Source organism: Achromobacter sp. UMC46 (genome assembly GCF_014170335.1).
Lineage (GTDB): Bacteria > Pseudomonadota > Gammaproteobacteria > Burkholderiales > Burkholderiaceae_B > Achromobacter.
The window spans coordinates 52,004-77,159 of sequence record NZ_LZZS01000015.1 but is presented as its reverse complement, the minus strand read 5'-3'; the positions used below and the strand labels follow the sequence as shown (position 1 = coordinate 77,159).

Annotated in this window: 20 protein-coding genes; 10 read left to right on the top strand and 10 right to left on the bottom strand. The window is 63.0% G+C overall.

The window, feature by feature from the left end; translation table 11 throughout:
• The coding region (locus A9973_RS14585; RefSeq protein ID WP_183014463.1) for an ESPR domain-containing protein at positions 1-381 on the bottom strand (381 nt) is incomplete at its 3' end.
• Between the two features lie 309 nt (positions 382-690).
• Between A9973_RS14585 and A9973_RS14580 the strand changes: the two genes are divergently transcribed.
• Positions 691-1,929 (top strand): hypothetical protein, encoded by a 1,239-nt coding sequence (locus A9973_RS14580; RefSeq protein ID WP_183014462.1) that lies wholly within the window; start codon positions 691-693, stop codon positions 1,927-1,929.
• A gap of 72 nt (positions 1,930-2,001) precedes the next feature.
• On the top strand, positions 2,002-2,469 hold the full coding sequence (locus A9973_RS14575; protein ID WP_183014461.1) for a MarR family winged helix-turn-helix transcriptional regulator: 468 nt from the start codon (positions 2,002-2,004) through the stop codon (positions 2,467-2,469).
• Between the two features lie 75 nt (positions 2,470-2,544).
• Here A9973_RS14575 and A9973_RS14570 read toward each other — a convergent pair whose 3' ends face one another.
• From A9973_RS14570 to A9973_RS14555, 4 genes are all read right to left on the bottom strand, one after another.
• A complete protein-coding gene (locus A9973_RS14570) occupies positions 2,545-3,861 on the bottom strand; it encodes an MFS transporter (RefSeq protein WP_183014460.1) in 1,317 nt (438 codons plus the stop codon).
• A gap of 62 nt (positions 3,862-3,923) precedes the next feature.
• Positions 3,924-6,908: a cytochrome c gene (locus tag A9973_RS14565; RefSeq protein WP_183014459.1), complete on the bottom strand. Its 2,985-nt coding sequence runs from the start codon at positions 6,906-6,908 to the stop codon at positions 3,924-3,926.
• Positions 6,905-7,426 carry a (2Fe-2S)-binding protein gene (locus tag A9973_RS14560; RefSeq protein WP_183014458.1) on the bottom strand — a complete coding sequence of 174 codons (522 nt, stop codon included), beginning with the start codon at positions 7,424-7,426 and terminating at the stop codon, positions 6,905-6,907. The genes A9973_RS14565 and A9973_RS14560 overlap by 4 nt, the downstream gene beginning before the upstream one ends.
• A 112-nt stretch (positions 7,427-7,538) precedes the next feature.
• The gene (locus A9973_RS14555; RefSeq protein WP_183014457.1) at positions 7,539-8,696 is read right to left on the bottom strand and encodes an FAD-dependent monooxygenase; all 1,158 of its coding nucleotides are present in this window, start codon (positions 8,694-8,696) and stop codon (positions 7,539-7,541) included.
• A 322-nt stretch (positions 8,697-9,018) separates the two neighbouring features.
• Between A9973_RS14555 and A9973_RS14550 the strand changes: the two genes are divergently transcribed.
• Genes A9973_RS14550 through A9973_RS14530 form a run of 5 tightly spaced genes read left to right on the top strand, consistent with a single transcriptional unit; the run spans position 9,019 to position 14,786 of the window.
• Complete coding sequence (locus A9973_RS14550) at positions 9,019-9,795, top strand: Asp/Glu racemase (RefSeq protein WP_304503363.1); 777 nt, start codon at positions 9,019-9,021, stop codon at positions 9,793-9,795.
• On the top strand, positions 9,792-10,628 hold the full coding sequence (locus A9973_RS14545; protein WP_183014456.1) for an alpha/beta fold hydrolase: 837 nt from the start codon (positions 9,792-9,794) through the stop codon (positions 10,626-10,628). The genes A9973_RS14550 and A9973_RS14545 overlap by 4 nt, the downstream gene beginning before the upstream one ends.
• Positions 10,629-10,674: 46 nt before the next feature.
• On the top strand, positions 10,675-11,748 hold the full coding sequence (locus tag A9973_RS14540; RefSeq protein ID WP_183014455.1) for a 2,5-dihydroxypyridine 5,6-dioxygenase: 1,074 nt from the start codon (positions 10,675-10,677) through the stop codon (positions 11,746-11,748).
• Positions 11,745-12,431, top strand: a complete 687-nt coding sequence (locus A9973_RS14535; RefSeq protein ID WP_183014454.1) for an isochorismatase family protein — start codon at positions 11,745-11,747, stop codon at positions 12,429-12,431. The genes A9973_RS14540 and A9973_RS14535 overlap by 4 nt, the downstream gene beginning before the upstream one ends.
• A gap of 42 nt (positions 12,432-12,473) precedes the next feature.
• Positions 12,474-14,786 carry a molybdopterin cofactor-binding domain-containing protein gene (locus tag A9973_RS14530; protein ID WP_183014453.1) on the top strand — a complete coding sequence of 771 codons (2,313 nt, stop codon included), beginning with the start codon at positions 12,474-12,476 and terminating at the stop codon, positions 14,784-14,786.
• Here the strand turns inward: A9973_RS14530 and A9973_RS14525 are convergent.
• The 3 genes from A9973_RS14525 to A9973_RS14515 are packed head-to-tail and all read right to left on the bottom strand — an operon-like array spanning position 14,768 to position 17,931.
• Positions 14,768-15,313 (bottom strand): GAF domain-containing protein, encoded by a 546-nt coding sequence (locus A9973_RS14525; RefSeq protein WP_183014452.1) that lies wholly within the window; start codon positions 15,311-15,313, stop codon positions 14,768-14,770. The two genes, A9973_RS14530 and A9973_RS14525, sit on opposite strands and share 19 nt — an antisense overlap.
• Entirely contained in the window at positions 15,310-16,665 is a 1,356-nt protein-coding gene (locus A9973_RS14520) for an MFS transporter (RefSeq protein ID WP_183014451.1), read from the bottom strand. The genes A9973_RS14525 and A9973_RS14520 overlap by 4 nt, the downstream gene beginning before the upstream one ends.
• A gap of 36 nt (positions 16,666-16,701) precedes the next feature.
• Positions 16,702-17,931, bottom strand: coding sequence for an amidohydrolase family protein (locus tag A9973_RS14515; RefSeq protein WP_183014450.1), 1,230 nt, complete (start codon positions 17,929-17,931; stop codon positions 16,702-16,704).
• 174 nt (positions 17,932-18,105) lie between these two features.
• On the opposite strand from A9973_RS14515, the gene A9973_RS14510 reads away from it, so the two are divergent.
• From A9973_RS14510 to A9973_RS14500, 3 genes are all read left to right on the top strand, one after another.
• On the top strand, positions 18,106-19,053 hold the full coding sequence (locus A9973_RS14510) for a LysR substrate-binding domain-containing protein (protein ID WP_183014449.1): 948 nt from the start codon (positions 18,106-18,108) through the stop codon (positions 19,051-19,053).
• A gap of 110 nt (positions 19,054-19,163) precedes the next feature.
• Positions 19,164-20,183, top strand: a complete 1,020-nt coding sequence (locus A9973_RS14505) for an amino acid ABC transporter substrate-binding protein (protein WP_183014448.1) — start codon at positions 19,164-19,166, stop codon at positions 20,181-20,183.
• A 147-nt stretch (positions 20,184-20,330) separates the two neighbouring features.
• On the top strand, positions 20,331-22,469 hold the full coding sequence (locus tag A9973_RS14500; RefSeq protein WP_183014447.1) for an ATP-dependent helicase: 2,139 nt from the start codon (positions 20,331-20,333) through the stop codon (positions 22,467-22,469).
• Between the two features lie 74 nt (positions 22,470-22,543).
• Here A9973_RS14500 and A9973_RS14495 read toward each other — a convergent pair whose 3' ends face one another.
• On the bottom strand, positions 22,544-24,073 hold the full coding sequence (locus tag A9973_RS14495; RefSeq protein WP_183014446.1) for a hypothetical protein: 1,530 nt from the start codon (positions 24,071-24,073) through the stop codon (positions 22,544-22,546).
• Positions 24,073-25,140: a DNA cytosine methyltransferase gene (locus A9973_RS14490; RefSeq protein ID WP_183014445.1), complete on the bottom strand. Its 1,068-nt coding sequence runs from the start codon at positions 25,138-25,140 to the stop codon at positions 24,073-24,075. Before A9973_RS14490 ends, A9973_RS14495 begins: the two co-directional genes overlap by 1 nt.
• Between the last annotated feature and the right edge of the window lie 16 nt (positions 25,141-25,156).

Below are 25,156 nucleotides of genomic sequence, written 5' to 3'. Positions count from 1 at the left end.
CCCGTTGCCCGCGCCAGCACCCGAGATGTACATGGCGCCACCGCCCCCGCCGCTGCCTTGCCCGGGATAGGTGGAGGGCCCCGGACTCGACGTCCAGGCCGTGCCGTCGCCGCCTTCTGGGCTGGCACCGGTGCCCCCGGTTCCACCCGGAGCGGAAGGGTAAACGCTGGCTTGGCTGCCAGCGCCGCCATCGGCCCAGGCGCCGCCGGCCATCATCAGGCCCAAGGCCAGCCAGACCGACTTTCCAGACACCCCCGACGCCCGCGCCACGCTTTGCGCGGCAGATTTTCCCGAGGACTTGCCCCGCGCAGCCCCCACTTCGGCCACCGCCTGCCAGACACCTACCGCCTCGTTGAAGACCACGCGATAAATCTTGTTCATGCTTCTTCCTGCCCCGTCCGTCGATTGCACCGTCCACGGGGTAGTGACAACTCCCCTGCCGCTCGTCGACGAAAATGGATGGCGCCTTTGCCGCGGAAATCAAAGAAATATAAATTTTTGAAACAGAAAGGCCCATCACTGAAACTTGGTATTCCCGTGCAAGTTACGTGTCATCACGCTGGAGACGAAGCACTGCCGACGATGCAGCGTGGACGGGTACCTTCTGCAAGACCCACTCAACGTAGTGTCAGGTACAGTTCCAGTACCGCAATGTGGCGCAAGCCATGATGGCATTCCGCTCCCCGCGCGATGACGACCAAAACCTACCGGCACTACCTCTTCGGCATCATCCTCTCGATCGCTCTGGCGGGCTGGCTGGCCGTGCTCGGCATCATCGCGGTGACCACCCCGAACTTGGGCTGGGGCATCGTGGCGGTGATCACGGGGGCAATCTGGGTGGGCGGGCCGCTGGCGATCCTGCTTGCGATCACCTGGATTGCCTACATGGTGCGCGACCGGGGGCAGATGCCAGGACGCGTGCATGCGCTGCTTTTCGTGCCCACGTTGCTGGCGTTGCTGATCTACCCGGTCAGTGACTCCATCGAACGGGGCAAGTACGATTCGTTCAGCGCGGCCCATCCTCCCATTGCCGAAACGCACGTCAATCTGAGCGGCAAGGATCTGTGGATCGATACCCGGCCGTCCGCCAGCAGCTCCTCCGGCGCGGGCCCGAACATGCCGCTTGCGGCCACCAAACCCGAACGCTTCGCGGCCTTTATCCGCTATCCCAATCCCCAGACGGATCCCAACGCATTCCCGTACGACGACGCGCGCTTGAGCGACACCGTCACGCAGTACACCTATCGTGCCGCGTCCGGGGATGCGGGCGATTCGCTGCCGCTAAAGCGCCTTCCCTACCCGGATCTGAAGCCGCTCTATTCGGCGCTGGGAAAAAAAGAAGCGACGATGCTCCGGTATTTCTATTACCACTATCCCGACCACGTGGAAGTCGCGCCCGCGCTGCAACGCTTGGCCGGGATGACGGAGGAACAGCTCGACGGCAAGAAGCAGAAAGGGCTGGTGCTTTTCAAGACACAGAACCTAACGCCGAACGGCATCGTGCGGCTGGAGATCAATGGGCAGACACTGGATATCGGCGAACGCGCGCTTACCCCAGTCGTGCCGCTTCCCGCGTCGTGCCACGATTACCCATACCCGGCGGGGGGGGCGTTTGCTGACCTGACCCAACCGCTGACGCTACGCTGGCAAGCGCTCAACGCCCCGCAGACGTGGCAGACGGCCACGCTGCAGGTCTCCGCATTCCGTCAGCCTGGACGGGTGGACGGAGAATCGACGCTGATGCGCGTCCAGCTTTATTTCCTGCCGGACGGCACCGTCGAGGGCGAGCGTTTTGTAGAAGTTCGGCGCTCACGCGATCAGTTGGCCCTTCGTGCAACGGGCGTGCCGGCGCGCGCGGCCGCCTATGCCGGCTGCGGCGGCGCCTTCAGCGCGTTCAATCCGCAAACGGTGAAGCTGCTGACGAATTGAGCCACGCTGGCGCTCAAACCGTGTACCGTTGACAAAAATCATGATATTCACCGCATTGCATCGGATAGGCTTATGCGCAATATGAAGGGCAAGTCCTCGTCCACGAAGGATGGCTATTTGTTTTCTGATCAGATAGGTCACCTGCTGCGGCGTGTCTATCAGCGGCATACCGCGCTATTCCAGCAATACATCCCCGACTCCCAACTCACCGCCGCGCAGTTCGTCGTGCTGTGTTCGGTGCGGGACCATGGCGCGAGCTCGCTGGCGGATCTGGTCAAGGCAACGGTCATCGACCAGGCCACCGTGCGCGGCGTGGTCGACCGGTTGAAGCAGCGCGAACTGGTCCAGGTGGACCACGACCCGATCGACCGCCGCAAGGTCGTCATCAACCTGACGCCCATCGGGCAGGAGCTGGTGGCCCAGATGGAGCCGTTCGCCAAGCAGATCACCGAAAGCACGTACGGCAACCTGAATCCCGCCGAACGCCTGGCGCTGGATTTCCTGTTGACCAAAATGCTGAACGGCGACGAACAGGCATAAGGCCTGTCCGCCGCCGTCAGTCAACGAGTCAATTAATCCACCGGGCAGTCAGCCAGGCGATCAATCAAGCCCCGATCACTCCAGCGCGCGGTTGCGTGATTCCACGTCTACCGACCAGATGGCGACCGCACCTGCCACCAGCATGCTGGACAGCACGACCAGCGACAGCGTGAAGTGGCTGCTCATGATCGGCGCGATGATGGCCGGCGCGAAGAGCCCGCCGAAACGCGCCACGGCGCCCGCCATGCCCATGCCGCTTGCGCGCAGGTCGGTCGGGTACACCTCGGGCGTGAACGCGTACAAGGCGCCCCACGTGCCCAGCAACGAGAAGCTCATCAACAAGGTCGAGCCGATCACCACGGCGGGCGACGTGCCCAGGCTGTAGAGCATGCACCCCACGGCGCTCAGGATCAGGAAGCCGACCAGCGTGGGCTTGCGGCCCCAGCGTTCCACCCCATAGGCCGACAGGGCGAAACCGGGCAATTGCACCAGCGCCAGCAGCACCAGGAACTCCTGACCGCGCATGAAAGCGAAGCCTTCGGTGCTGAGCTTGACCGGCAGATAGACAAAGACACCGTAGTAGGCGATGGAGATCAGCGCCCATGCCAGGAGCAGCCCGATGCTGCGGCGGCGGTAGCTGGGCGAGAACAGCGCGAACATGGATTTGTGCACGGGCACTTCGGGCTGCAGGTGGGGCAGGTCGACGTCGCGGCGGTTGACCCGCGCCACGCGTTCCAGCACCTTGCGGGCCTGATCCGATTTGCCGTTCCGGTTCAGGTACATCGGCGACTCGGGGATATAGAAGCGCAGCACTACCCCGATCAGGGCGGGCAGCCCGGTCACGAAGAAGATCACGCGCCACGCGTCATCGCCCCAAGAGGCGGCCGCCAGCGCCAGCAGCGCCAGGAAAATGGTGCCCACGGCCCAGAACGATTCCAGCAGCACCAGCCAGCGGCCACGCCGGTCGCTGGGCAGGAATTCCGCCATCATCGTGTAGTCCACAGGCAGCGTGCCGCCCACGCCGATACCCGTCAGGAAGCGCAGGAACAGCAGCCACGTGAATTCCGGGGCGAAGGCCGAGGCCACGCCGGCGCAGGCGTCGATGACGACCGCGATCATCAGGACCGGGCGGCGTCCGATGCGGTCGGCCATCCGGCCGAAAACGAACGCGCCGATCAACATGCCGATGAAGAAGAACGTGCCGCTCTGCAACGCCTGCGGCACGGTGATGCCGAAGGTCTTGGCGATAGACGGCGCACTGAAACCGATCGACAGCACCTGCATGGCGTCCGCCATCCAGACCAGGCCGAATATCACGAAGAGCCGGTACTGGAACTTGCCGACGCCCGCCACCTGGATGGCTTTGTCCACTGAAACCAATGAAGCTGACATAGATGAAAAACCCCTTGTTGTGATCAACACAAACTGCCGCACGCGTTGTGGCCGCGCTTCCTTTAGTTCAGCTCCGCGTGCTCGCGCAGCTTGCTAATCGTGTTCGTCGGGTCGGGCCAGGCGTCTTTGCCTGGCGCGTGGCGTTCCCGCAAATAGCCGATCAAGTCCGCGATCTGCCTGTCGTCCAGCGCGTCCTTGAATCCCGGCATGTAGCCCAGCTCGTCGTTGGCGGGCGTCTGGATGCCGTTGAGGATCACCTGGATAAGGTTGTCGGGCGTTGCGGCATGCAGATTGGTGTTCGAGCTCAACAGGGGCTTCACGCCGAACAGCGTGGGGCCGCTACCGGCTTCGTGGCAGACCGCGCATGCGTTCTGATAGACGCGTTCGCCGTTCGCGCGGCGGCCCTGAAGGGACTGGATCGTGGCAGCGGCCGGCGCGGGCGCGGCTTGCGCGGCAGGAGCCGGCATGGGCTCAGCAGATTGGGCAGGCGTGACCACCGCACCGCCCGCCGCTTGCGGCAGGTCCAGCAAGTAAGTCGTGATGGCCTTCACGTCGCTGTCGGGCAATTCCGCCAGGCCATGGATCACCGGCGCCATCGGGCCTGCCGCAACGCCGTGGCGGGGCGAGTAGCCCGTGCGCAGGTACTGGAACAATTCGTCCCCGGTCCACGCGCGTGCGCCCGTGGCCAATTGGTTCAGCGCGGGCGCGGTCCAGCCTTCGGCCTCGCCGCCCGCCAGATAGCTCACACCCGTCTTCTCCGCGCCCAGGCGATTGCGGGGCGAGTGGCACGCCGCGCAATGGCCGGCGCCTTGCACCAGATAAGCACCACGCAGCCATTCCGCGCTGCGCGACGGATCCGGTGTGAACGGCTTGGCATCGTGGAACAACGCATTCCAGCCCGCCAGCAGCGGCCGGAAGTTGAAGGGGAACGCCAGCTGCGTCTTGAGCGGTTCGGCGCGCACGGCGGGTTGCGACATCAGATAGCCGTACAGCGCCTGCATGTCCGCGTCGCTCAACTTGGCGTAGGCCGTGTACGGGAACGCCGGGTACAGCTGCCGCCCATCCTGATGCACGCCTTGGCGCATGGCGCGCTCGAACGCGGTGTACGACCAGCGGCCGATGCCGGTGTCGTTGTGGGGCGTGATGTTGGTGGTGTAGAGGGTGCCGAATGGCGTGTCCAGCGCCAGCCCGCCCGCGTTGGCCTTGCCGCCGGGCGCGGTGTGGCAGGCGATGCAATCGCCAGCGGCCGCCACCAGGCGCCCGCGCTCGATTGCGCGCATGGAATACAGCGATACATCCGGACCAGCCGTCAGCGGCAGCGCGGGCTTCATCGGCCAGAGCGCAACGGCCATGCCTGCCACGCCCGCCATGCCGGCCGCCAGCCAACCCCACCCCCGCGCCAACGGATTGCGCGGCCGATCGCCACGACGGCCCGCCAGCGCCAGCCGCAGCTGCTCAGTATCAAACGGGGCTTGCCGCAGGCGGACACCGGTGGCGTCCTGGATGGCGTTGGCGATGGCGGCCGCGGCGGGCAGCGTCACGACGCCGTCCAGGCCCAACTGCCCTTGCGTCACTACGCCGTCGGCGGGAGCGTTGCGGGCCAGTCCCTTTTGCCCCTCGTGCTTGCTTAGCGCACCGCCGTGTTCATCGGCGGCCCTCGCCCCCGGGCTGGCCCAGTCATCGAACGCCGGCGGCCCCGCCAGCAGGCGACGCGCGTTGGCCAGCAACCACGGGGCCTGTTGCTCGATTTCAGGCAGGACGGGGGCACTCTGTGCCGGCTGCAACTGCCGACTGTCGTGCCCCGCCACCACCCGCGTCACATCGACACGGCCCGTCTGAGGCTGCACGGCGACTTCGGCCACCCAGGCGCTCCACACCATGCGGGCAGCGCCGGTCTCGTCCACGCACTGCACTTGGGCGGCGGCGAACCCGGTGCCCCGCAACGTGCCGGCGCCCGGCACGTCCTCATCGTCCGCAGCGGGCAGATCCGCCCGTGCCACCACCTGCCGTGCCAGTTCCAACCCCTGCCCTTCAGGCATGTGCCGCAACCGCCACGCCACCGGATCGTCACCATGGGCCAAGGCCTGTTCGTGCCACAGGCTTTCCTCGGCAAACACCTGCGCCGCATTCAACTCGTGCACGCTGGCGCGCAGCGGGCGGGACGGCCGCTTGCTTGCGTGTACCGTCACGTCGCTCTGCACCGTCGCTTGCGCGGATGCACGGGCGTGCGCGGGCTGGCTCAACAACCGCGCCAGGCTCGGACGCATCGCCCAGGGCGCGTCCGACCACAACGCCGTGGACGGCGCATGGCCGCTGTCGGCGCCAGGCTCCTGCGCGGCGACGCCCAAGGCGGAGTCCGGTGAAACCGCCGATTGCGGCACGTGTAATACCACTTCGTCCGCGGCCCCGCCGTGGCAGGTCACACACACCGGCCGGCCCGCCGCCTGCGAAAGCAACGCCGCGTCGGCGGCGGCATCCAGCAAGTCCAGCGGATGCGGCGCGTCGTGGCCGCTTGCGGCCGTGTCGCCGGCATCCACGACCGTCAGCCGTATCGCCGCCTCGGGTTGCAGCAGCAACGCGGACAACTCGCGCCGCAGTTGTTGTTGAACCTCTTGCGTGCAGGCCGGCAGCCACACGCCGGTATGCCCGTTCACGCTCCATGCCGTGACCCGCGTGCCCGCGGTGGATTCACCCGACGGCAGCCGCAAGCCGTAGCGAAGTTGATCAGCCCCGGACGCAGACACGCGTGGCGCCTCGGTCGAATCCAACGCTTGCCAGACCGGTGCCAGCTCCACTGCCGCCTGCCGGGCGTACAGCGGCGTCACCGCCACGACGCCCGCGAAGTGCTCACGCTGCAGTGCCGCCACCACGCCGGCCAGTGTGCGGACGTCGGCCAGCCGTACGCCAAGCAGGCGGCTTCCGCAATATCGCGTACCGTCCCACGCCAGTTCGGGCGGACGCAGCGCAACGCCGTGCAACAGGTCATTGGGCAAGGCAGGCGGCAGGCCTGCGTTGTCTGGCGGGACCGCGAGAGTATTCGGGCTCATCGCGAGGAATCATCCGCGATAGCTGCCGCGCGCAACTGCACGGCCCGCAACGCCGCCTGCATGATTTCCACATGCGTGCCGCATCGGCACAGGTTGTGGTGCAGTTCACTACGCAAGACCTGTTCAGTGGGGCAGGGATTGCGGCGCAACAGGGCTTCCACCGTCATGATCATGCCGTTCAGGCAATAGCCGCATTGCGCCGCCTGGCAGTCGATGAAGGCTTGCTGGGTTGTCCCGGGCTGCTCCCGCGTGCCCAGGCCTTCCAGCGTGGTCACGGCCCGCCCTTGGGCCGCCCGGACCGGGATCACGCAAGAGCGCGCCGCCACGCCGTCGATCAGTACCGTGCAGGCGCCGCATTCGCCCAGGCCACAGCCGTATTTGGGACCGTTGAGCTCCAGGTCGTTGCGCAGCACGTGCAGCAGCGCCGTGTCGGGCGCCGCCGGCACGTCGTGCGCGCATCCATTGACGGTCAAACGGACCGGAGGCGGGGCGCTATTTGGATTGGCAGAGGATCCCATGGGCGTGGCACGTGGCTGCAGTGAGAAAGGGTGAAAGGTTGCCGCTACGCGGGCCGGGGAGCAAGCCCCTTCTTTTCTCGGGGCCCGCGTCCGCCCGGCGCAGCGGAAAACATCACGCCGCCGCCCGCGACTTGGGGTCGACCAGCGGCTCGCTGAACACGTCGTAGCCGAAGCACCACGACGGGTCTTCATTGGTGCGCAGCCAGGTGTTGTCGTGCGAGATGCGCTGCACCTTGCCGGCGCGCTCGGCGCGGTTGGCTTCATACAGCGCGAACGCCAGTTCGTGGTTGTTCACGCCCACTTCCTTAAAGCACCGCGCCAGCATCGCGCCGTCTTCAATGGCCATGGCCGCGCCTTGCGCCATGTGCGGTTTCATCGGATGGCAGGCGTCGCCCAGCAGCACCAGGCGGCCACGGCTCCACAGCGGCAGCGGATCGCGCTCCAGCAGCGACCATTTGGTCACTTCCACCGTGGCGTCGATCAGCGCCTGCACCGTGGGATGCCAGCCGCTGAAGGCCTCGCGCATTTCGTCCTTGCTGCTGGGCAGCCAGCGGTCGTTCAAGTCCCAGTGCTCCACCGGCACGCCGGTGACGTAGTAAAGCTCGTCAGCCTTGCCGGTCACGAAGTAGGTCATCATGTGGCGGTCGTCGCTCCACCATTTCACGCAGGCATCGAAGGGCAGCATCCCGCCCTTGACTGGCGGCGTCGGGAACACCGCGCGGTGTGCCAGATAGCCCGCGTACTTGGGCAGTTCCGGCCCCAGCAACTCTTCGCGAATCCGGGAGTTCACGCCGTCGGCACCGATCACGATGTCGGCCTCTTCCGACGTGCCGTCGTCAAAGTGCATCACGACGACATCGCCCCGGTCCTCTACTTTGCTCAACGACTTGCCGTAGGCGACGGCGCTTTTCGGCAAGGCATCGATCAGCAAGGCGTGGAAGTCGCCGCGATGCACCGTGAGGTATGACGCGCCGTACTGCTTGACGGCGTAATCGCCCAGCGGAATCTGCGCCAGGATGTCGCCCGTTTCCCAATGGCGGCTGTACCAATAGTCCGGATGGGAGCCTTGAGTGTTCAACGCGTCTTCGACGCCGATCCGGCGCAGGATCTTCATGACGTTGGGCCCCACATGGATACCGGCCCCTAGCCGCGAAAAGCCCGGCGCCTGCTCGTAGACGCGGACATTCAAGCCTTCTTTGAGCAACAGCGCCGCAGTGGCGGCGCCGCCAAGACCGGCGCCGACGATGGCGATACGGGGGGATGTGGACACGGGGCTTCTCCTTGCTGGATGGTGAATGACTGGATAAGTGAATGCTTGAACACGGTGCGGGCCATGCTGGCAGCACCGCTTTTACATGGCCAGGGATTTTGAAAAACTATGAAGTACACACTTCATTTTCAGAAATCAGAATTTTCAATCCGCGCGTAAACCCGAAGACAGATCACCAAATTAATGCCTATTTTTCACCGAATTAGGTGAAAACCACTACGAATACCAGGGTGGCTATCTGTCTCGCTCTTTGCAAGAATAGAGCGTATACGCTTCTTTTGAATTTATCGGAAACCCTAGGCCCACCCCTCAAAGGCACCCCATGACGAAGAATTTTCGAATCGGCCAGATCGTCCCCAGTTCCAACACAACCATGGAAACCGAAGTCCCTGCGATGCTGACGGCGCATTCGTCGCTTCGGCCCGACGACCGCTTCACCTTCCACTCCAGCCGGATGCGCATGAAGAAGGTGCAAAAGGAAGAGTTGGCGGCCATGGATGCCGAAAGCGACCGCTGCGCGCTGGAACTCAGCGACGCGCGGGTCGACGTGCTGGGCTACGCCTGCCTGGTGGCCATCATGGCCATGGGCCGCGGCTACCACCGCGTCTCGCAGAAGCGCCTGTCCGAACGCACGGCCGAGAACGGGGCGTCCGCGCCCGTCATCACCAGCGCCGGGGCGCTCGTCGACGCGCTGCACGTCATGGGCGCGAAGAAGATCGCGCTGGTGGCGCCCTACATGGTGCCGCTGACTGAACTGGTCATGGACTACATCTCGGCCGAAGGCTTCGAGATCGTGGATTGGCGCGCGCTGGAAATCCCCGACAACCTTGAGGTGGGCCGCCACGACCCCGCGCGCCTGCCCGGCATCGTCGCCGGCATGAATGTGGCCGACGCCGATGTGATCGTGCTGTCCGCCTGCGTGCAGATGCCGTCGCTACCGGCCGTGTCGCAGGTCGAAGCCGAAACGGGCAAGCCCGTGCTGACCGCCTCCATCGCCACCACCTACGCGATCCTGAAAGAGCTGGGCCTGGACCCGGTGGTGCCCGGCGCAGGCGCCCTGCTCTCAGGCGCATACCCCTATTCCAGGAACCCGCAATGAACCCCGCAACCAGCACCTTCCTGTACGGTGGCCACGTCCACGCCAACGGCATCCGTCAGCACTATCTGCGCTATGGCGGCAACGCGGGCAAGCGCGCCGAACGCCTTGCGGTCATCATCATCCCTGGCATCACCAGCCCCGCCGTGACGTGGGGCTTCGTGGCCGAACACCTGGGCCGCCAGTTCGACACCTATGTGCTGGACGTGCGCGGACGCGGGCTGTCGGCGTCCGGCCCGGACCTGGACTACGGACTGGACGCGCAAGCCGCCGACGTGACCGCCTTCGCTCTGGCACTGGGCCTGGAGCACTATGCGCTGGCCGGTCATTCCATGGGCGGCCGCATCGCGGTCCGCGCCGCCGGCAAGAAGCCGCAGGGCCTGGCGCGCCTGGTCATCATCGACCCGCCGGTGTCCGGCCCCGGCCGCCGCGCCTATCCCGCCAACCTGGCGTGGTACGTGGATTCCATCCGCCAGGCCACGCGCGGCATGACTGCCGAAGACATGCGCGCGTTCTGCCCGACCTGGACCGACGCGCAGCGCCAGTTGCGCGCCCAGTGGCTGCATACCTGCCATGAACCCGCCATCGTCCAGAGTTTCGAGGATTTCGGCCGCGACGACATCCACGCCGACCTGCCCCGCATCGACGTGCCCCTGCTGCTGATGACAGCGGAAAAAGGCGGTGTCGTGGGCGACGACGACGTGGCCGAATGGCAACGCCTTGCGCCCCAGACGCAGCACCTGCGGGTGTCCGGCGCCGGCCACATGATTCCCTGGGACAACGAGGCCGGGTTCTACGCCGCCTTCGGTGACTTCCTGGGCCACCCGGTGGACTGAACCGCCACCGCCCATCCCCCCATACCGCCGCCCTCAAGGAACCGCCATGTCCGTCAGCGATATCGACCTGATCCACGCCTGGAAGCAGGTGCTTGCGCTCTCCCGGCTGGAAGCCGGCCAGATTGTCACCGTGCTTACCGGCGCCGACACGCATCCGCAAACCCTGCGCTGCGCCATCGCCGCCGCCACCGACATGGGCGCCCGCGTCAACCGGTTGGACCTGCCGCCCGTCAACGCCGACAAGTCCATCAGCCGCGACGCCCTGGCCTATCTGGGCACTACGCCCTTGACCGGCAACCCCGCCGCCATCGCGGCGCTGACGGCCAGCGACCTGGTGCTGGACCTGATGACGCTGCTGTTCTCGCCGGAACAGCACGAGATCCTGAAGACCGGCACCAAGATCCTGCTGGCGATCGAGCCGCCCGAAGTGCTATGCCGACTGGTGCCCTCCGAAGCAGACCGCATCCGTGTGCAGGCCGCCGCACGCCGTATCCAGGCCTCGCGCCAGATGCGCATCACGTCCGCGGCCGGCACCGACTTGCGTTGCCAATTGGGGGACTTTCCAGCGATCTCCGAATACGGCTTTGTGGACGAGCCCGGCCGCTGGGACCACTGGCCCAGCGGCTTCGTGCTGACTTGGCCCAATGAAGGCCAAAGCGAAGGACGCGTCGTGCTGGACCGCGGCGACATCCTCTTGCCCATGAAAGACTACGTGACCGAGCCGATCGAACTTGTCATCGAAAAAGGCTACGTCACCCGCATCAACGGCGGATTGCAGGCCGACATCCTCAAGGAATACATGGCCGCTTACGAAGACCCGGAGGCCTACGCCGTATCGCATATCGGCTGGGGCCTGCAACCGCGCGCCCAATGGTCGATGCTGGCCCACTACAACAAGGAAGCCCACATCGGCATGGACGCGCGCGCCTTCGAAGGCAACTTCCTGTGGTCCATGGGCCCCAACAATGAAGCCGGCGGCAGCCGCACCACCGCCTGCCACATCGACATCCCGATGCGCCATTGCAGCGTCGCGCTGGACGACCACCCGGTCGTGATCAACGGCGTCGTGCAGGACGAACCGGGATTGGCCCGAGCCGCCCGCCGCAAGGAAAACAAATGACCCCCTCTGCCCAGACCATTCCCGCCCAAGGCGCCGCCGGCGACATCTCCGCGTATTCGCGGCAAGGCTTCGGCAACCCGTTGCCGTTGAAGGCCCCGTTCGGGCTGCTTATCGTCGACTTCGTCAACGGCTTTGCCGACCCCGCCGTGCTGGGCGGCGGCAACATCCCCGAGGCCATCGCGCAAACGTGTCATCTGCTGGCCCACGCCCGCGCGCGCGGCTGGCCGGTCGCGCATAGCCGCATCGTGTTCTCGGACGACGACGCCGACAGCAACATCTTCTGTCTGAAAGTGCCCGCCATGCTGGCCCTGAAGGAACACAGCCACAACAGCGCCATCGTTCCCGAGCTGGCGCCCGCCGCGGGCGAGTACGTGGTGCGCAAGAGCACCCCGTCCGCCTTCTTCGGCACCATGCTGGCGCCGTGGCTGGCACAGCGCGGCGTGCAGACCCTGCTGGTCGCCGGTTGCGTCACCAGCGGCTGCGTGCGGGCCAGCGTGGTGGACGCCATGCAGGCGGGCTTTCGGCCGCTGGTCGTAGCCGACTGTTGCGGCGACCGCGCCCTGGGTCCGCACGATGCCAACCTGTTCGACATGGCGCAAAAGTACGCCGCCGTCATGCCCCTGGACCAGGCGATCTTCGAGACCGGCACCTTGACGCAAACCCCACTGCCTGGCGCCAGGTAACGGCGGCATAATCACTTTCCCGGCCCGGACGCCCTCTGCCCCATGAACCTGCCTCAGCCTCAAGCACTGGTCAGCACGCTGCTTTCGCACCCCGACGCCTTGCTGATCGTGCGCGAGCCCTCGGCCCCGCCCCGGCCGGCGCCGGGGCAGCCGGGCACCGCGTCAGACTATGTGCAGGCGACGCCGGAGATATTCATCGCGGTGCTGAGCGGCGGCGACCTTCCCGCCGACGGCGCCGAGCCCGGCTGGCGCGTGCTGGCCTTCAACGGCCACGTGGACCTGGGCACTGGCATCAAAACGTCCCTGGCCCAGATCGTCGCCGAAGAACTGGATATCCCGATGTCGCGCCTGGACATGATTCTGGGCCACACCAACGCCGCCCCCAACCAGGGGCCCACCATCGCCAGCGCCAGCATCCAGATATCGGCGGTACCCTTGCGCCGCGCTGCCGCCCAGGTACGCGAGCATCTGCTGGCCATCGCGGCGGCGCAATGGAACCTGCCGCGCGATGCGTTGCGGGTCCGTGACGGCATGATTCAACCGATCGACGACCGCGACGCGCGCCGATTGCACTACGGACAATTGGCGCGCGGCCAGCACACGCGGCTGATGCTGCTTGCCCCCGACCAGCCGGTACGCCTGAAACCCGCGGAAGACTACCGGATCGTGGGGCAAGGCGTCGCCCGCGTGGACATCCCGGCCAAGGCCACCGGCGAACTCAGCTTCGTGCACGACGTACGCGTGCCGGGCATGCGCCACGGGCGCGTCGTCCGCCCGCCCCACCCGGGACGCGACGCCGGCGACTTCATCGGCCATTGCCTGATCGACGTGGACCGCGAATCCGTCGCGTACCTGCCCGGCAACGTACAGGTCGTGACGCAGGGCGACTTCATCGGCGTCGTAGCGGATCGTGAAGAACAGGCCATCGCCGCGATGCGGGCGCTGAAAGTCCGCTGGAAGCCCATTCCGCCCGCGCCCCGCCTGGACAACCTTGCCGACGCCATCCGCGCCCAACCCGCGCGCGGCCGGCCGCTGATTGAAGACGGCGACGTCGACACGGCATGCGCCGACGCCGCCACGCATCTGCGCCGAAGCTACGTCTGGCCATACCAGATGCATGCCTCCATCGGCCCCTCGTGCGCCGTCGCCGACTACCGCGATGGCCGCCTGACGGTCTGGACGGGGTCGCAGAACCCGCACATGCTGCGCACCGACCTGGACCGCCTGCTGAAACTGGGCGAAGGCCAGATAGACCTTGTCCGGCTGGAGGCCGCGGGTTGCTACGGCCGCAACTGCGCCGACGACGTCTGCGCCGACGCGGCATTGCTGTCCATCGCGGTCGGCGCGCCGGTCCGCGTGCAGCTCACCCGCGAACAGGAACACCAATGGGAACCCAAGGGCACGGGGCAATTGATGGACGTGGGCGCCGCGATCAACGCCAGCGGCGACCTGCTGGCCTACGACTTCGCCGTGCGCTACCCGTCCAACGACGCGCCCATCCTGGCGTTATTGCTGACCGGCGCGATTTCCGCCGAGCCGCGCACGCTGGAAATGGGCGACCGCACCGCGGCGCCGCCCTACCGCTACCGAAACCGGCGCGTCGTCTGCCACGACATGGCGCCGCTGGTGCGCGCGTCCTGGCTGCGCGGCGTGTCGGCACTGCCCAATTCCTTCGCGCATGAATGCATGATCGATGAGCTGGCCCACGCGGCCGGCGCCGATCCTGTCGCATACCGGGTTCGCCATCTGGACGACCAACGCGCCATCGCGCTGATCGAAGCCACGGCCGAACGCGCACAATGGCGCCCGTTGACGCCAGGCAGCCGCGGCACGCCCGGCGCCGACGGCCAATTGCGCGGCCGGGGCGTCGCGTACGCCCGCTACGTGCACAGCAAGTTCCCCGGGTTCGGCGCCGCATGGGCCGCCTGGGTCATCGACCTGCGCGTCGACCCGGCCACCGGCCGCATCCACGTCGAACGTATCGTCGTCGGCCAAGACACCGGCATGGTCGTGAACCCGGACGGCGTGCGCCACCAGATCCACGGCAACGTCAACCAGACGCTAAGCCGCAGCCTGTTGGAAAAAGTCGATTTCGACGCAGCGGGCGTGGCCAGCCGCGAATGGGGCGGCTACCCCATCATCGGCTTCAAGGACTTGCCCCCCATCGACGTGCTGCTGATGCCGCGGCAGGACGAACCGCCCATGGGCGCGGGCGAGTCCGCCTCGGTGCCCGGCCCCGCCGCCATCGCCAACGCGGTTTTCGACGCCACGGGGCGGCGCTTCTTTGAGGCGCCCTTCACGCCCGACGCAGTGCGCGCCGTGCTGGCCGAGCCGGCTCAGACGCTATCCAGCTGAGACCGGTCCACCTGCGCCGCCGCCGACTGCGCAGCCCGCATTTCCTCAAGAAAGATAGGCGCGCACAGGCCGGCGATGACCGCCGCCAGATCCTGATCCGCCTCGTCATAGGCGTGACGGCCGGCCAGCAGGTTCAGCGAACCGATCACCCGGCCTTCGTGACGCACGGGGATATTCAATGCCGATTGCAGGCCTCGGCCGATCAGCATGGGCGCCTCGGAAAACACCGAGCGCACATCGTCTTCGTTGCTGGCGACATACAAACGCCCTTGCTCCAGCACATGGCGCGACCAGGGGCCACTTCCCGTCGCCTTGAAGCCGCCCAGCGGGCTGATGCTTTCGTCAGAGGTGTGCAGGCGCTTCATCAGACGATGTTCCTCCAGATACAGCAGCGCGGTGAAGAGCCGGTGTCCGAAGGCCGCTTCCAGCAACCCGGACACCACGTCCCACTGCTTCTGGCGGCCGCTTGCCAGCCCCAAGGCGCGCGCATACCCGGCCCAAGGCGAAAACACGGATGCCGCCGTCATGCGTTGATCTCCTCAAGCACCACGCCACGCGTGTTCTTGCCGAAGAACAGGATGCCAAGGCCGCCGACCAGCAGAATCGCCGTCATCATCGCGAACACCCCCGCAAAACCCAGCACCGGATACGCCACGCCGACGATGGTCGGAGAAGCGATCGAGCCGATCCGTGCGAAGGCGGACGCCGCGCCCATGCCGGTCGCCCGGATCGACGTGGGATAGATCTCGGCTGTGTAGGTGTACTGGCCCGCGATCACGCCATTCATGCCGAAGGACAGCAGCATGCTCAGCATGATGATCTGATGTTCGCCGCTGGCCAACGCCAGGCCCAGCGCCGACAGGCACGACAGCAGCATGTAGATCAGGATCGTGTACTTGCGGCCGATCTTGTCGTTGAAATACGCGGCCGAGAAGTAGCCTGGGATCTGCGACAGGTAGATCAGGATGGTGTACGAGAAGCTCTTGGTGATGGTGAACCCGCGTTCGACCAGCAGACTGGGAATCCACACCAGGAAGGCGTAGTAGCAGAACAGCACGGTGATCCAGAACACCCAGACCAGCATCGTCGTGCCCAGATAGGTCTTCGAGAACAGCGACGCCAGCTTGGCCATCGCGCTCTGCGGGACAGCGGCGGCGGAACCGGCCTTGCGGGTGGAGATCGGCGTGGGCAACGGACGGCCCAGCTTCTGCTGCACTTCAGCTTCGATCGCAGAGCAGATGCGGTCGGCTTCGACGGTCTGCCCCGTATGCTCAAGCCACCGGGGAGACTCGAACAGCGACTTGCGCCACCACAGCAAGAACACGACAGGCACCGACGCGATAATCATGATCCAGCGCCAGCCGTCGTCGCTCAGCGGCACGATGAAATAGCCCAACAAGGCCGACATCACGAAGCCGAACGAGAAGAAGCCGGCCAGCGCGCCCGTAAAGCGGCCACGGTACTTGCTGCTGACGAACTCCGCCAGATACGGCGCGATGATGGCGCCTTCCGCCCCCATGCCGATGCCCGCGATCATGCGCAGAATGTAGAACTCGTGATAGTTCCGGGCGAAGGCGTTGATGAAGGTCGCCACGCAGAACAGCAGCAGCGCCCACATCATGATCTTCTTGCGGCCGTAGCGGTCGCCCAGAATCCCCGAGAACAGCGCACCGACCAGAAAGCCCACGTAGGTGCTGCTGGCGATCCAGCCGATCTGCCCGGTGGACAGGCCCCACTGCACGCGCAACGAGGGGATGATGAACGCGATGATGCCAGCGTCCAGCGCTTCAAAGGCAAGCCCCAGGCCGCCGATCATCAGCAGCCGGAAATGGAAGCTTGAGAATGGCAGCCGCTCCAGGCGGTCTGATACGGAATACATGGTGGAGAGTTCCGGAGAAAGGGGAAGAAACGAACGTCAGCAGGCGTTCTTGTGCAGCAGGCCGCGATTCATGATCAGCTTGATCGAATCGGGTCGGGTCAATAGCGCGATGTCGTCCAGCGGATTGCCGTCAATCAGCAGCAGGTCGGCATAAGCGCCTTCGCAGACCTCGCCCAGCAAGCCTTCCTGGTTCAGGATCTCGGCGCCGGTCAGCGTCGCTTGCTGGATGACCTTGGCATTGCCCAGCACGCGGGCCCGCAGCACCAGTTCGTCGGCCTGCATGTAGTGGGTTTCGCCCAGCAGGTCGCTGCCGTAGCCCATCTTCACGCCAACCTCGTCCAGGATCTCAAGCGCCTTCAGTCCGTGCGTGCGCACCGTGGCGATTTTCTTGACGGAGTCCGACGGCAAGCCATAGCGCTCGCCGTCATTGGCCAGGCCTTCATAGGTGATCAGCGTGGGCACCATGTAGGCGCCGTGCTCCTTCATGACAAGCGCCGCCTCGCGGTCGACCAGGTTGCCGTGCTCGATGGTGCGCACGCCGCAGCGCACGGCGCGCGAGATCGCCCGCGGCGTGTAGGCATGCGCCATCACGTAAGTATTGGCATTGTTGGCCTCTTCCACGATGGCGATCAGTTCCGCCTCGGAGAAGCCCAGGTTCTGGATCGGATCATTGGGCGAAGCCACGCCGCCCGACGCCATGACCTTGATCTGCGTTGCGCCCTTCAGGATTTCTTCGCGCACCGCCAGGCGGCAGTTGTCCACGCCATCCACCACCCGGCCGATATTGCCGACCTTGACCGAGCACGGGCAAGGATCCAGCTCGTCATTGCGTTGACGGAAATCGCCGTGCCCGCCGGTCTGCGACAACGCCTTGCCCGAGCAGAACAGGCGCGGCCCGTCGATCACCCCGTCCAGCACCGCCTGCGCCAGCGCCCAATCCGCCCCGCCGGCATCCCGCACCGACGTGAAGCCCCGGTCCAGCATGCCCTGCATGATCGGCAGGGCGCGCAGCAGCGCCAGCGCGTTCGGCAAGGCCGCCACGCGGCCCAGATTGAACGACGAGGCCACCACATGCACGTGGCAATCGATCATGCCGGGCATCAAAGTCATGCCCTTGGCATCGATCACCTGCGCATCGGGCAACGCCAGATCGTCGGCGCTGATGCGGGAGACGATCCCGTCCTCGATCAGCACATTCGCCGCGGCCTCAAGCGCCAACGATCGGGTATTCAAAATCTTGCAATTCTTGACAACAACCGGCTTCATAAATAAATCACGCTATCCGTTCGACATGCAGGAAATTCAGCATGGCCAACTCTACCGGTACAATCCAAACGTCCGATACCGGGTCTCCCCTTAGGTATCCGACACAAATTCGAACAGCCTTATGAGCATTACTCATACCCCCCTATGAGACGTCGCTGCCCCACCCTTTCCGAGTTGAATGCGTTTACTGCGGCGGCCCGTCATTTGTCGTTTTCAAAGGCGGGCAAAGAGCTGTTCGTCACGCAAAGCGCCATCAGCCGGCACATCGCGACGCTGGAAAGCTACCTGGGGCACGCGCTGTTCATCCGCGCCACCAACGGCCTGCAACTGACCCGCATGGGCGCCACCTACCTGAGCCTGATCCGGCCGGCGTTGCACACGCTGGAAAGCGCCACGTCGCAGGTCATGGCCACGCAGCAGTCCGCCAAGTCGCTGAACGTATCGGCCGCCCCCACCTTCGCGGCGCAATGGCTGTTCCCGCGCTTGAAGACGTTCCGAGACGTCAACCCGGACATCTCCATCAACTTCGTCCGTTACAGCGTGGCCGATTACAAAAGCACCGAACTGGATTTCGATGCGTCGATCCAATATGGATACGGCGATTGGCACGACGGGAATGCCATGTATTTGACTGGCCGGGAAACCCGGCTGGTCTGCTCACCGGAATATCTGGAACAGCATCCGATAAGCAGCCTGGAAGACATCAAGCGATGCACGCTGCTGCAGCACATTGAGATTCCGCTGTCGTGGGAATACTGGTTTTCCACGTATATCGGCGATTATGACCGCGCGCGGTTCGGGCCGGGGTTCAATCTTTTTTCGATGATTATCCAGGCTGCTTCGTCAGGGTTCGGCGTCGCGTTGATGCCGCACTGCCTGATCGAAAAAGAGCTGGCGACCCGGCAACTGGTCGATGTCTTCGACCGCACGTTCGAAAGTCCGCTTGGCTACTACCTGTGCGCGCCCAATTGGCGCAGCAATATGGAAAGCTATGACCGGCTGAGCCAATGGTTGTCGCACGAGTGCTTTCATGAGGGAAAAACCGGTATGGAAGACAGGAAACCAGAGGCCGGCAAGCGTGCCGATTCCGATTGCCCTTATTGCGACGCAAATTCCGCTTAGTGGATTTAACGGGAATTCCCTGATATTCCCGCCTCGGCCCGATAGCTACCATTCCGCGCACATCCGCCTACCGGCGGACGAATACCATGCGCATTCTGCGCGGAGACACCATGAAAGCACTCAAACATGTTGCGGCAGGCACCGCCTTATTCCTCTCGTCCTGGGCCGCTGCCAACGCCGGCGTGACTTTCGACAGCGTGAAGAACAAGGGCTTCGTCCAGTGCGGCGTCTCCACGGGTGTGGCGGGCTTCTCCGTGAACGACAGCAAGGGCGGATGGATTGGCCTGGACGTCGACCTGTGCCGCGCGCTTGCCATCACCATGTTCGGCGACGCCTCCAAAGCGAAGATCATGGCGGTCAGCGCCGTGCAGCGCTTCACCGCGTTGCAGTCGGGTGAAGTGGACGTCCTGCCGCGCAACACGACCCTGTCCCTGACGCGCGACACGACCCTGGGCCTGATCGGCGTCGGCGTGAACTACTACGACAGCCAGGGCATCATGGTGAACAAGTCCCTGAACGTGAAGAGCGCCAAGGAGCTGGATGGCGCGACCGTGTGCGTGCAGCCCGGCACCACCACCGAACTGAACCTGTCCGACTGGTTCCGCTCGCAGAACATCGTCTTCAAGCCGGTGGTCGTGGAACGCCTGGACGAGATCATCCGCGCCTTCGCCGTGGGGCGCTGCGACGCGTTCACCGGCGACAAGTCGCAACTGGCCGCGGCCCGCACCAATCTTGAGAACCCGGAAAAGTACGACATCCTGCCCGAGAACTTCTCGAAGGAACCGCTGGGCCCGATGGTTCGCCAGGGTGACGAGCAATGGTTCAACGTGGTCCGCTGGACGATGTTCGCCATGCTCGAAGCCGAGGAATACGGCATCACGTCGAAGAACGTGGACGAGATGCTGAAAAGCACCAACCCCAACGTGCAACGCCTGCTGGGCGTGACCCCGGGCATGGGCAAGAACCTGGGCGTGGACGACAAGTGGGCGTTCAACATCATCAAGCACATCGGCAACTACGGCGAGAGCTTTGAAAAGAACCTGGGCCCCAGCAGCCCGCTGAAGCTGTCGCGCGGCTTGAACGCGTCGTACCGCGACGGCGGCCTGATGTACGGCTGGCCGGTGCGCTAGGCACGGCTAGGGCGGTTTAGATGGCATAGATGGCCGGCGGGTGCCCAGCGCACCCGCCGGCCATCTGCATTGGGCGGGCGCGTTTTCGGAGTCGTTACACTGGCGTCTGACCTCAGCGGCATTCCTGCCCGCGCCTTCACTGCCCCGATGACGACAACCTCCCCTTCCACCCAGTTCCTGCCTGCCGGCTTCGTTCCCACCGAGGAACAGAAAAAGATCCAGGCCTCGCGGAACCGGACCAGCCTTGTGATCGCCAACGCGGGGGCCGCCAAAACGACGACCCTGGCGTTGCGCATCGGCGAAGCGCTGGCCAGGGGGTTGCCGCCTGAAGACATCCTTGCCCTGACCTTCACCGACGAAGCCCGGCAGGTCCTGCAAGCGCGCCTGGCGGAAGTCGGCATCGCCTACAACACGGCCAAGCGCGTCAACGTCCAGACGGTGGAAGACTTCGCGCGGCGCGTCCTGTCCGGCATCGAGGACGGCAAGCCGGAACCGTTGCCCTCTACACGCGAACAGCAGGACTATGCGCTGTCCGTGCTGGAGAACGTGGCGAACAACCACCCGCAGTACGCCGACCTGCTGGATATCCGCACCCACAACACGGCCGTCAGCCAGTTCCTGGACAACCTGCTGAAGCTGAAAGCCACGATGACGCTTGCGCCGGACGGCGGCGATGATCCCGTCTACGCGGCAGAAACCTTGGGGCTTCCGTTGACGGACTACCTGTGGGCCGTGGAGTACGAGAAGCAGCGCGTCGACGTGTTCGGCTATGTCGACGCCCGCGGTTTTTTCGACGCGACCTACGATTTGGCCTGCCTGCTGCGGTCCAACCCGGATTCCCGCCTGGACCTGCCCCGCTACAAGCTCGTGGTGTGCGACGAATTGCACGACATGAACGAAGCGTCGTTCTGCATCGTAGAAGCCCTGGTCAGCATCGACACCACCTACTTCGTCGGCGTGGGCGACAAAGACCAGGTCATCTATTCGCACCTGGGCGCCGATGAATCGTTCCTGCAGCATCGCATCGCCACCAGCTTTGTGGACTGCGCCCGCTTCCCGTTGACGATGACGTACCGCCATGGCCCCCATCTGGCGTATGCCATGGAAGCCTTCAAGCAAAAGCCCGTCGATTCGAATCTGCCTGTCCGCACGGATATCCACGAACGGACGTACGCCGGCACGCCCGGCGCGTGCGGCGTCGAAGTCGTCAACGCTGTTCTGCAATGGAAGCAAGACGGCAAGGCGCTGGACCAGTGCTGCATCTTGTTCCGCGACGCGCACCAGTCCATAGAAATAGAAAACGCGCTGATGAACGCCGGCGTGCAGTACCGCACGCTGACGATGAACAGCTACCTGCTGCGCGAAGAGATCCTGTTCCTGCGCGGCATGATCGCCATCGCGCTCGACGACTTCCACCACGTCGCGTCCCCCAAAACGCGCGAGGCCATCGTGGAGGCGCTTGCCACGTTTGCAGAGGTTCCCCTGGAACCCGGCGAACTCCGCGAAGCCAAGGCCACCCTGGCCAAGGAACCGTCGGCGCTGAAGCATTTCTTCGACGGCCAGATCCAGCGCGTCGGCAGCCTGTCGGCCCGCACACGCATCGCGGACGCCGTGTCGTACCTGCGCGGCCTGGCTGTCGACTCGCTTGCCCATACCGCGCTGGAGAAAGTCTGCGACATCATGGACATGGATAAATTGGCCAAGCGCCTGTACATCCATCCCTACGAAGCGTCGGTCGTCACCAAGTCGGTCAGCGGGTTCATCACCACGGCCCGGGATTCCGGGAAGACGCTGAACCAATTCTCCGAATGGATCGGCGCGGCGGAAGCGTTCGCCGGTGGACGGCCAGGGAAGAACGCGGTCTTGATGGACTGCATCGTGAACGTGAAGGGCAAGGAATTCGATCACGTCGTCCTGCCGTTCCTGGACGCGGGAGAGTTTCCGAATCCGCTGCGGGAGTTGGGCGAAGAAGAGAATCTGTTCTATGTGGCGGCGACACGGACAAAAACGCGGCTGACACTGGTGTCGTCGGAGGATGCCGCGCGGCGTAGCGTGTTTGTGGAGCGGATGCAGCTGGCGGCGATTCAGAAGCGCGCGGATACGGCATTGCGCCGGAACCTGTCTGCCCCGACGCAGGCGGTCGGCCATCGGGATCTTCGGGTCGCTTATGAGAATAAGGACGTGGTGAAGGCGCTGGGGGCACAGTGGGATAAGACCAGGAAGGTCTGGTATGTGCCGAGCGGGATGGATTTGGAGCCGTTCCGGAATTGGTTGGCGGGCAACTGACGCACAGGCCATATCCGCGCGCCTAATCCCCTACCGAATAAAACCCCAGACCGTCAGACAAGTCAGAATAGGGGTTAACTGGTCCAATAACGGCTAGTCTGTGCACCGTGCGGAGCATATGCGTACTCCCCAGACTCCACTTGGCACATCAAACCGATTCCTAATTGCTCAGTGAGGAATTTTTTCTGCCAAGAATTATTAGGCACATCGATATTTAGAACTATAACAAGATCATGCCTTTGCCCACCACTCTGACTGTGCCTATATGAATACTCCTGAATTTGTCCGATAGCAGTCCTCAATCGTGTCTGAGCACTTCTTCGGGTCACGGTTTTCACCTCAAAAATCGCGGCCTCACTACCTTTCCATTTTGCCAACAAATCAATAGAATTGAAATCCGCGGATACAGTAGCACCCTGATTAATAAATTTTTCTGCCAATTTTTTGATAATTCGATCGTGCAGTAGTGTCTTCGCGTGTTTCTTTTGCGCCCCCATGCGCACACTCTCAACCAGCTCATCGAAATTCTTCGAGTCGTGAAAAAAATTATCCCTTCCAAGAAAATTTAAATCCACGGCTCGCAGGTTTAACCGAGGGTCTTTCGAGAAATCGTGGTTATCTTCTTCTGCATCTTCATCTAACCCCGCCACAAAATTTTCTTCCACGTACGTCACATCATCGATGGCATCTACACGAAGTAGCCTTTGGGATGCATAGGGCACATGACCAAACCAATCGAACCAATCCATTCGTGACGGAATATCAAACGCATTGGGAATCCAGAATGAATTAATGTCTTCTTGATCTATACAGTACGACTCTACAAGATCGATATTTTCCATCGAAAAACTTGTCAATACCAGCAGACCTGAATCATCAAGATCAAAAAAATCTGATTTTGATAGAAATTTAAACCAATCCTGAATATTTCTACGGGAGTGAAAATTGACTCTACGAAGATCTAGACTTGTTCCTTTTCTGTAACTTATTATCTCAGAAACTGCCATCATCCATTCTGCGTTTTGCCTGCAGGGAAGTAAAAAGGCCTGACACTCAGAGGCTGTCAAGCTCGGATTATTCCCGGACTTGAGAAGTTCGATTGCCACTCTCAAAATCAAGGTTCCTGGTTTTATTAACACCCCCTTGATCACTTGAAGCTCTGTCAAAGTGGCGGGAAAGGAAATTGAATTATCCGCAAGTTCTCGACTAAGCCTATTTTGAATTGTTGATTTTTGACCGTTTGGATACTGGTAGCGCAATGATTGAATGCCAATCAGCTCGGAAAATCCCAATTCTCCCGCCAAGTATCTTTGCCCTAGGTCTGTAATAGTCAGAGTCTTACATATTTTTGTAGAGTATATAAGCCCCAGCTCTGCAAGCAGTTGCTGATAATCGCGCCAAGCATCCTCCTCGCCGTTACGATTATTAGCAGTTAGCACACCTGCCGCTACCATAAGCGCTGTTATTTTTTCATCATAGTTCTTCTTATGCCCTCCGAACGGAGCAGCACATTTCATGAACCCATACAGCACTTCAGGCTTAAGCCCAATCGCATGCTGTGTGAAAGACCACGTATATCCGGGGTATGGCAAATCACGCAGCATTACTTTCCTTTTAGCGCCTTGCTAATCTGAGTTGCAACAGCTTTTGCCATTAAGGGAGGTACTGCGTTACCCACTTGTCGATAAGCGGCTGTCGGTCCTCCAGCAAACACCCACCAATCCGGGAATGACTGTAACCTTGCTGCTTCTCGCACCGTTATATGCCGATGTTCATAAGGATGAATGAACGGACGTCCTCCACCGGCGCCCGATCCTACCAGCACCGTCCCAGATGGACGCTCAGGGTGGATCCGATCCGTATGATCTTTTCGATCCCTCCCACCCTGTGGCACTTGACTATATCGGGTAGCCACTCGTTCCCCATGTTCACGCAAGACGTGGTTTGGCAGAGCTGCTATGCCTTCAAACGCCAGGTTCGCTTGCCGCGGAGCGAACAAACCGAGCTCAGGCTCCAGCCATGATTCCGAATATTCCTGCGTTGGCCAATGAAATCGCGCGTAGCAGGCCTCATCACGGAAACCCACAGCAACCACTCGCTGGCGATACTGAGGCACTCCAAACCACACAGCGTTAAGCTTCGTGAACTTAATATGATATCCAGTCTCACTTTCAAAATACGCCAACAGTTCTTTCCAATCTGCCCCCTTATTTATGGTCAAAATTCCAGGGACGTTCTCGAAAAGAAAAGCCTGCGGTTGAATTTCTTTAATAAATCTCGCATATTCGTAAACAAGTTTTCCGCGCGGGTCATCGATCGACTTACGGCTACCCAAAATACTAAACGATTGGCAGGGCGGACCACCAATTACCACATCGATTGCTGCGTCCACGCGGTTAGCAATCGACGTCCCAGACAATTCGGTAATATCGTGAGGCTCAACAAGATGCTTCCCGAGATTCTTTTCAATAGTTTCGCAAAAAACTGGAACGACATCGGAGGAAAACAATGGTTTGTATCCAGCCGCAGCAAATCCCAAATCCAATCCCCCTCCACCACAAAAAACAGACGCATATCCTAGGCCATTTTTTTTTGCAGGTACTGCCAGATCATTTAGCTCAGATAGATATTCGTTATCTTGCTTATCAACGGGCGCCGTCGAGTTCTTCATCTAGTTTCTCTCATAC

What these genes read in the sequence shown, in the direction of transcription:
- A9973_RS14580 (WP_183014462.1), top strand. Translation starts at nt 691, where the DNA reads ATGACGACCAAAACCTACCGGCACTACCTCTTCGGCATCATCCTCTCG.
- A9973_RS14575 (WP_183014461.1), top strand. Translation starts at nt 2,002, where the DNA reads ATGCGCAATATGAAGGGCAAGTCCTCGTCCACGAAGGATGGCTATTTG.
- A9973_RS14570 (WP_183014460.1), bottom strand. Translation starts at nt 3,861, where the DNA reads ATGTCAGCTTCATTGGTTTCAGTGGACAAAGCCATCCAGGTGGCGGGC.
- A9973_RS14565 (WP_183014459.1), bottom strand. Translation starts at nt 6,908, where the DNA reads ATGAGCCCGAATACTCTCGCGGTCCCGCCAGACAACGCAGGCCTGCCG.
- A9973_RS14560 (WP_183014458.1), bottom strand. Translation starts at nt 7,426, where the DNA reads ATGGGATCCTCTGCCAATCCAAATAGCGCCCCGCCTCCGGTCCGTTTG.
- A9973_RS14550 (WP_304503363.1), top strand. Translation starts at nt 9,019, where the DNA reads ATGACGAAGAATTTTCGAATCGGCCAGATCGTCCCCAGTTCCAACACA.
- A9973_RS14545 (WP_183014456.1), top strand. Translation starts at nt 9,792, where the DNA reads ATGAACCCCGCAACCAGCACCTTCCTGTACGGTGGCCACGTCCACGCC.
- A9973_RS14540 (WP_183014455.1), top strand. Translation starts at nt 10,675, where the DNA reads ATGTCCGTCAGCGATATCGACCTGATCCACGCCTGGAAGCAGGTGCTT.
- A9973_RS14535 (WP_183014454.1), top strand. Translation starts at nt 11,745, where the DNA reads ATGACCCCCTCTGCCCAGACCATTCCCGCCCAAGGCGCCGCCGGCGAC.
- A9973_RS14530 (WP_183014453.1), top strand. Translation starts at nt 12,474, where the DNA reads ATGAACCTGCCTCAGCCTCAAGCACTGGTCAGCACGCTGCTTTCGCAC.
- A9973_RS14525 (WP_183014452.1), bottom strand. Translation starts at nt 15,313, where the DNA reads ATGACGGCGGCATCCGTGTTTTCGCCTTGGGCCGGGTATGCGCGCGCC.
- A9973_RS14520 (WP_183014451.1), bottom strand. Translation starts at nt 16,665, where the DNA reads ATGTATTCCGTATCAGACCGCCTGGAGCGGCTGCCATTCTCAAGCTTC.
- A9973_RS14515 (WP_183014450.1), bottom strand. Translation starts at nt 17,931, where the DNA reads ATGAAGCCGGTTGTTGTCAAGAATTGCAAGATTTTGAATACCCGATCG.
- A9973_RS14505 (WP_183014448.1), top strand. Translation starts at nt 19,164, where the DNA reads ATGAAAGCACTCAAACATGTTGCGGCAGGCACCGCCTTATTCCTCTCG.
- A9973_RS14500 (WP_183014447.1), top strand. Translation starts at nt 20,331, where the DNA reads ATGACGACAACCTCCCCTTCCACCCAGTTCCTGCCTGCCGGCTTCGTT.
- A9973_RS14495 (WP_183014446.1), bottom strand. Translation starts at nt 24,073, where the DNA reads ATGCTGCGTGATTTGCCATACCCCGGATATACGTGGTCTTTCACACAG.
- A9973_RS14490 (WP_183014445.1), bottom strand. Translation starts at nt 25,140, where the DNA reads ATGAAGAACTCGACGGCGCCCGTTGATAAGCAAGATAACGAATATCTA.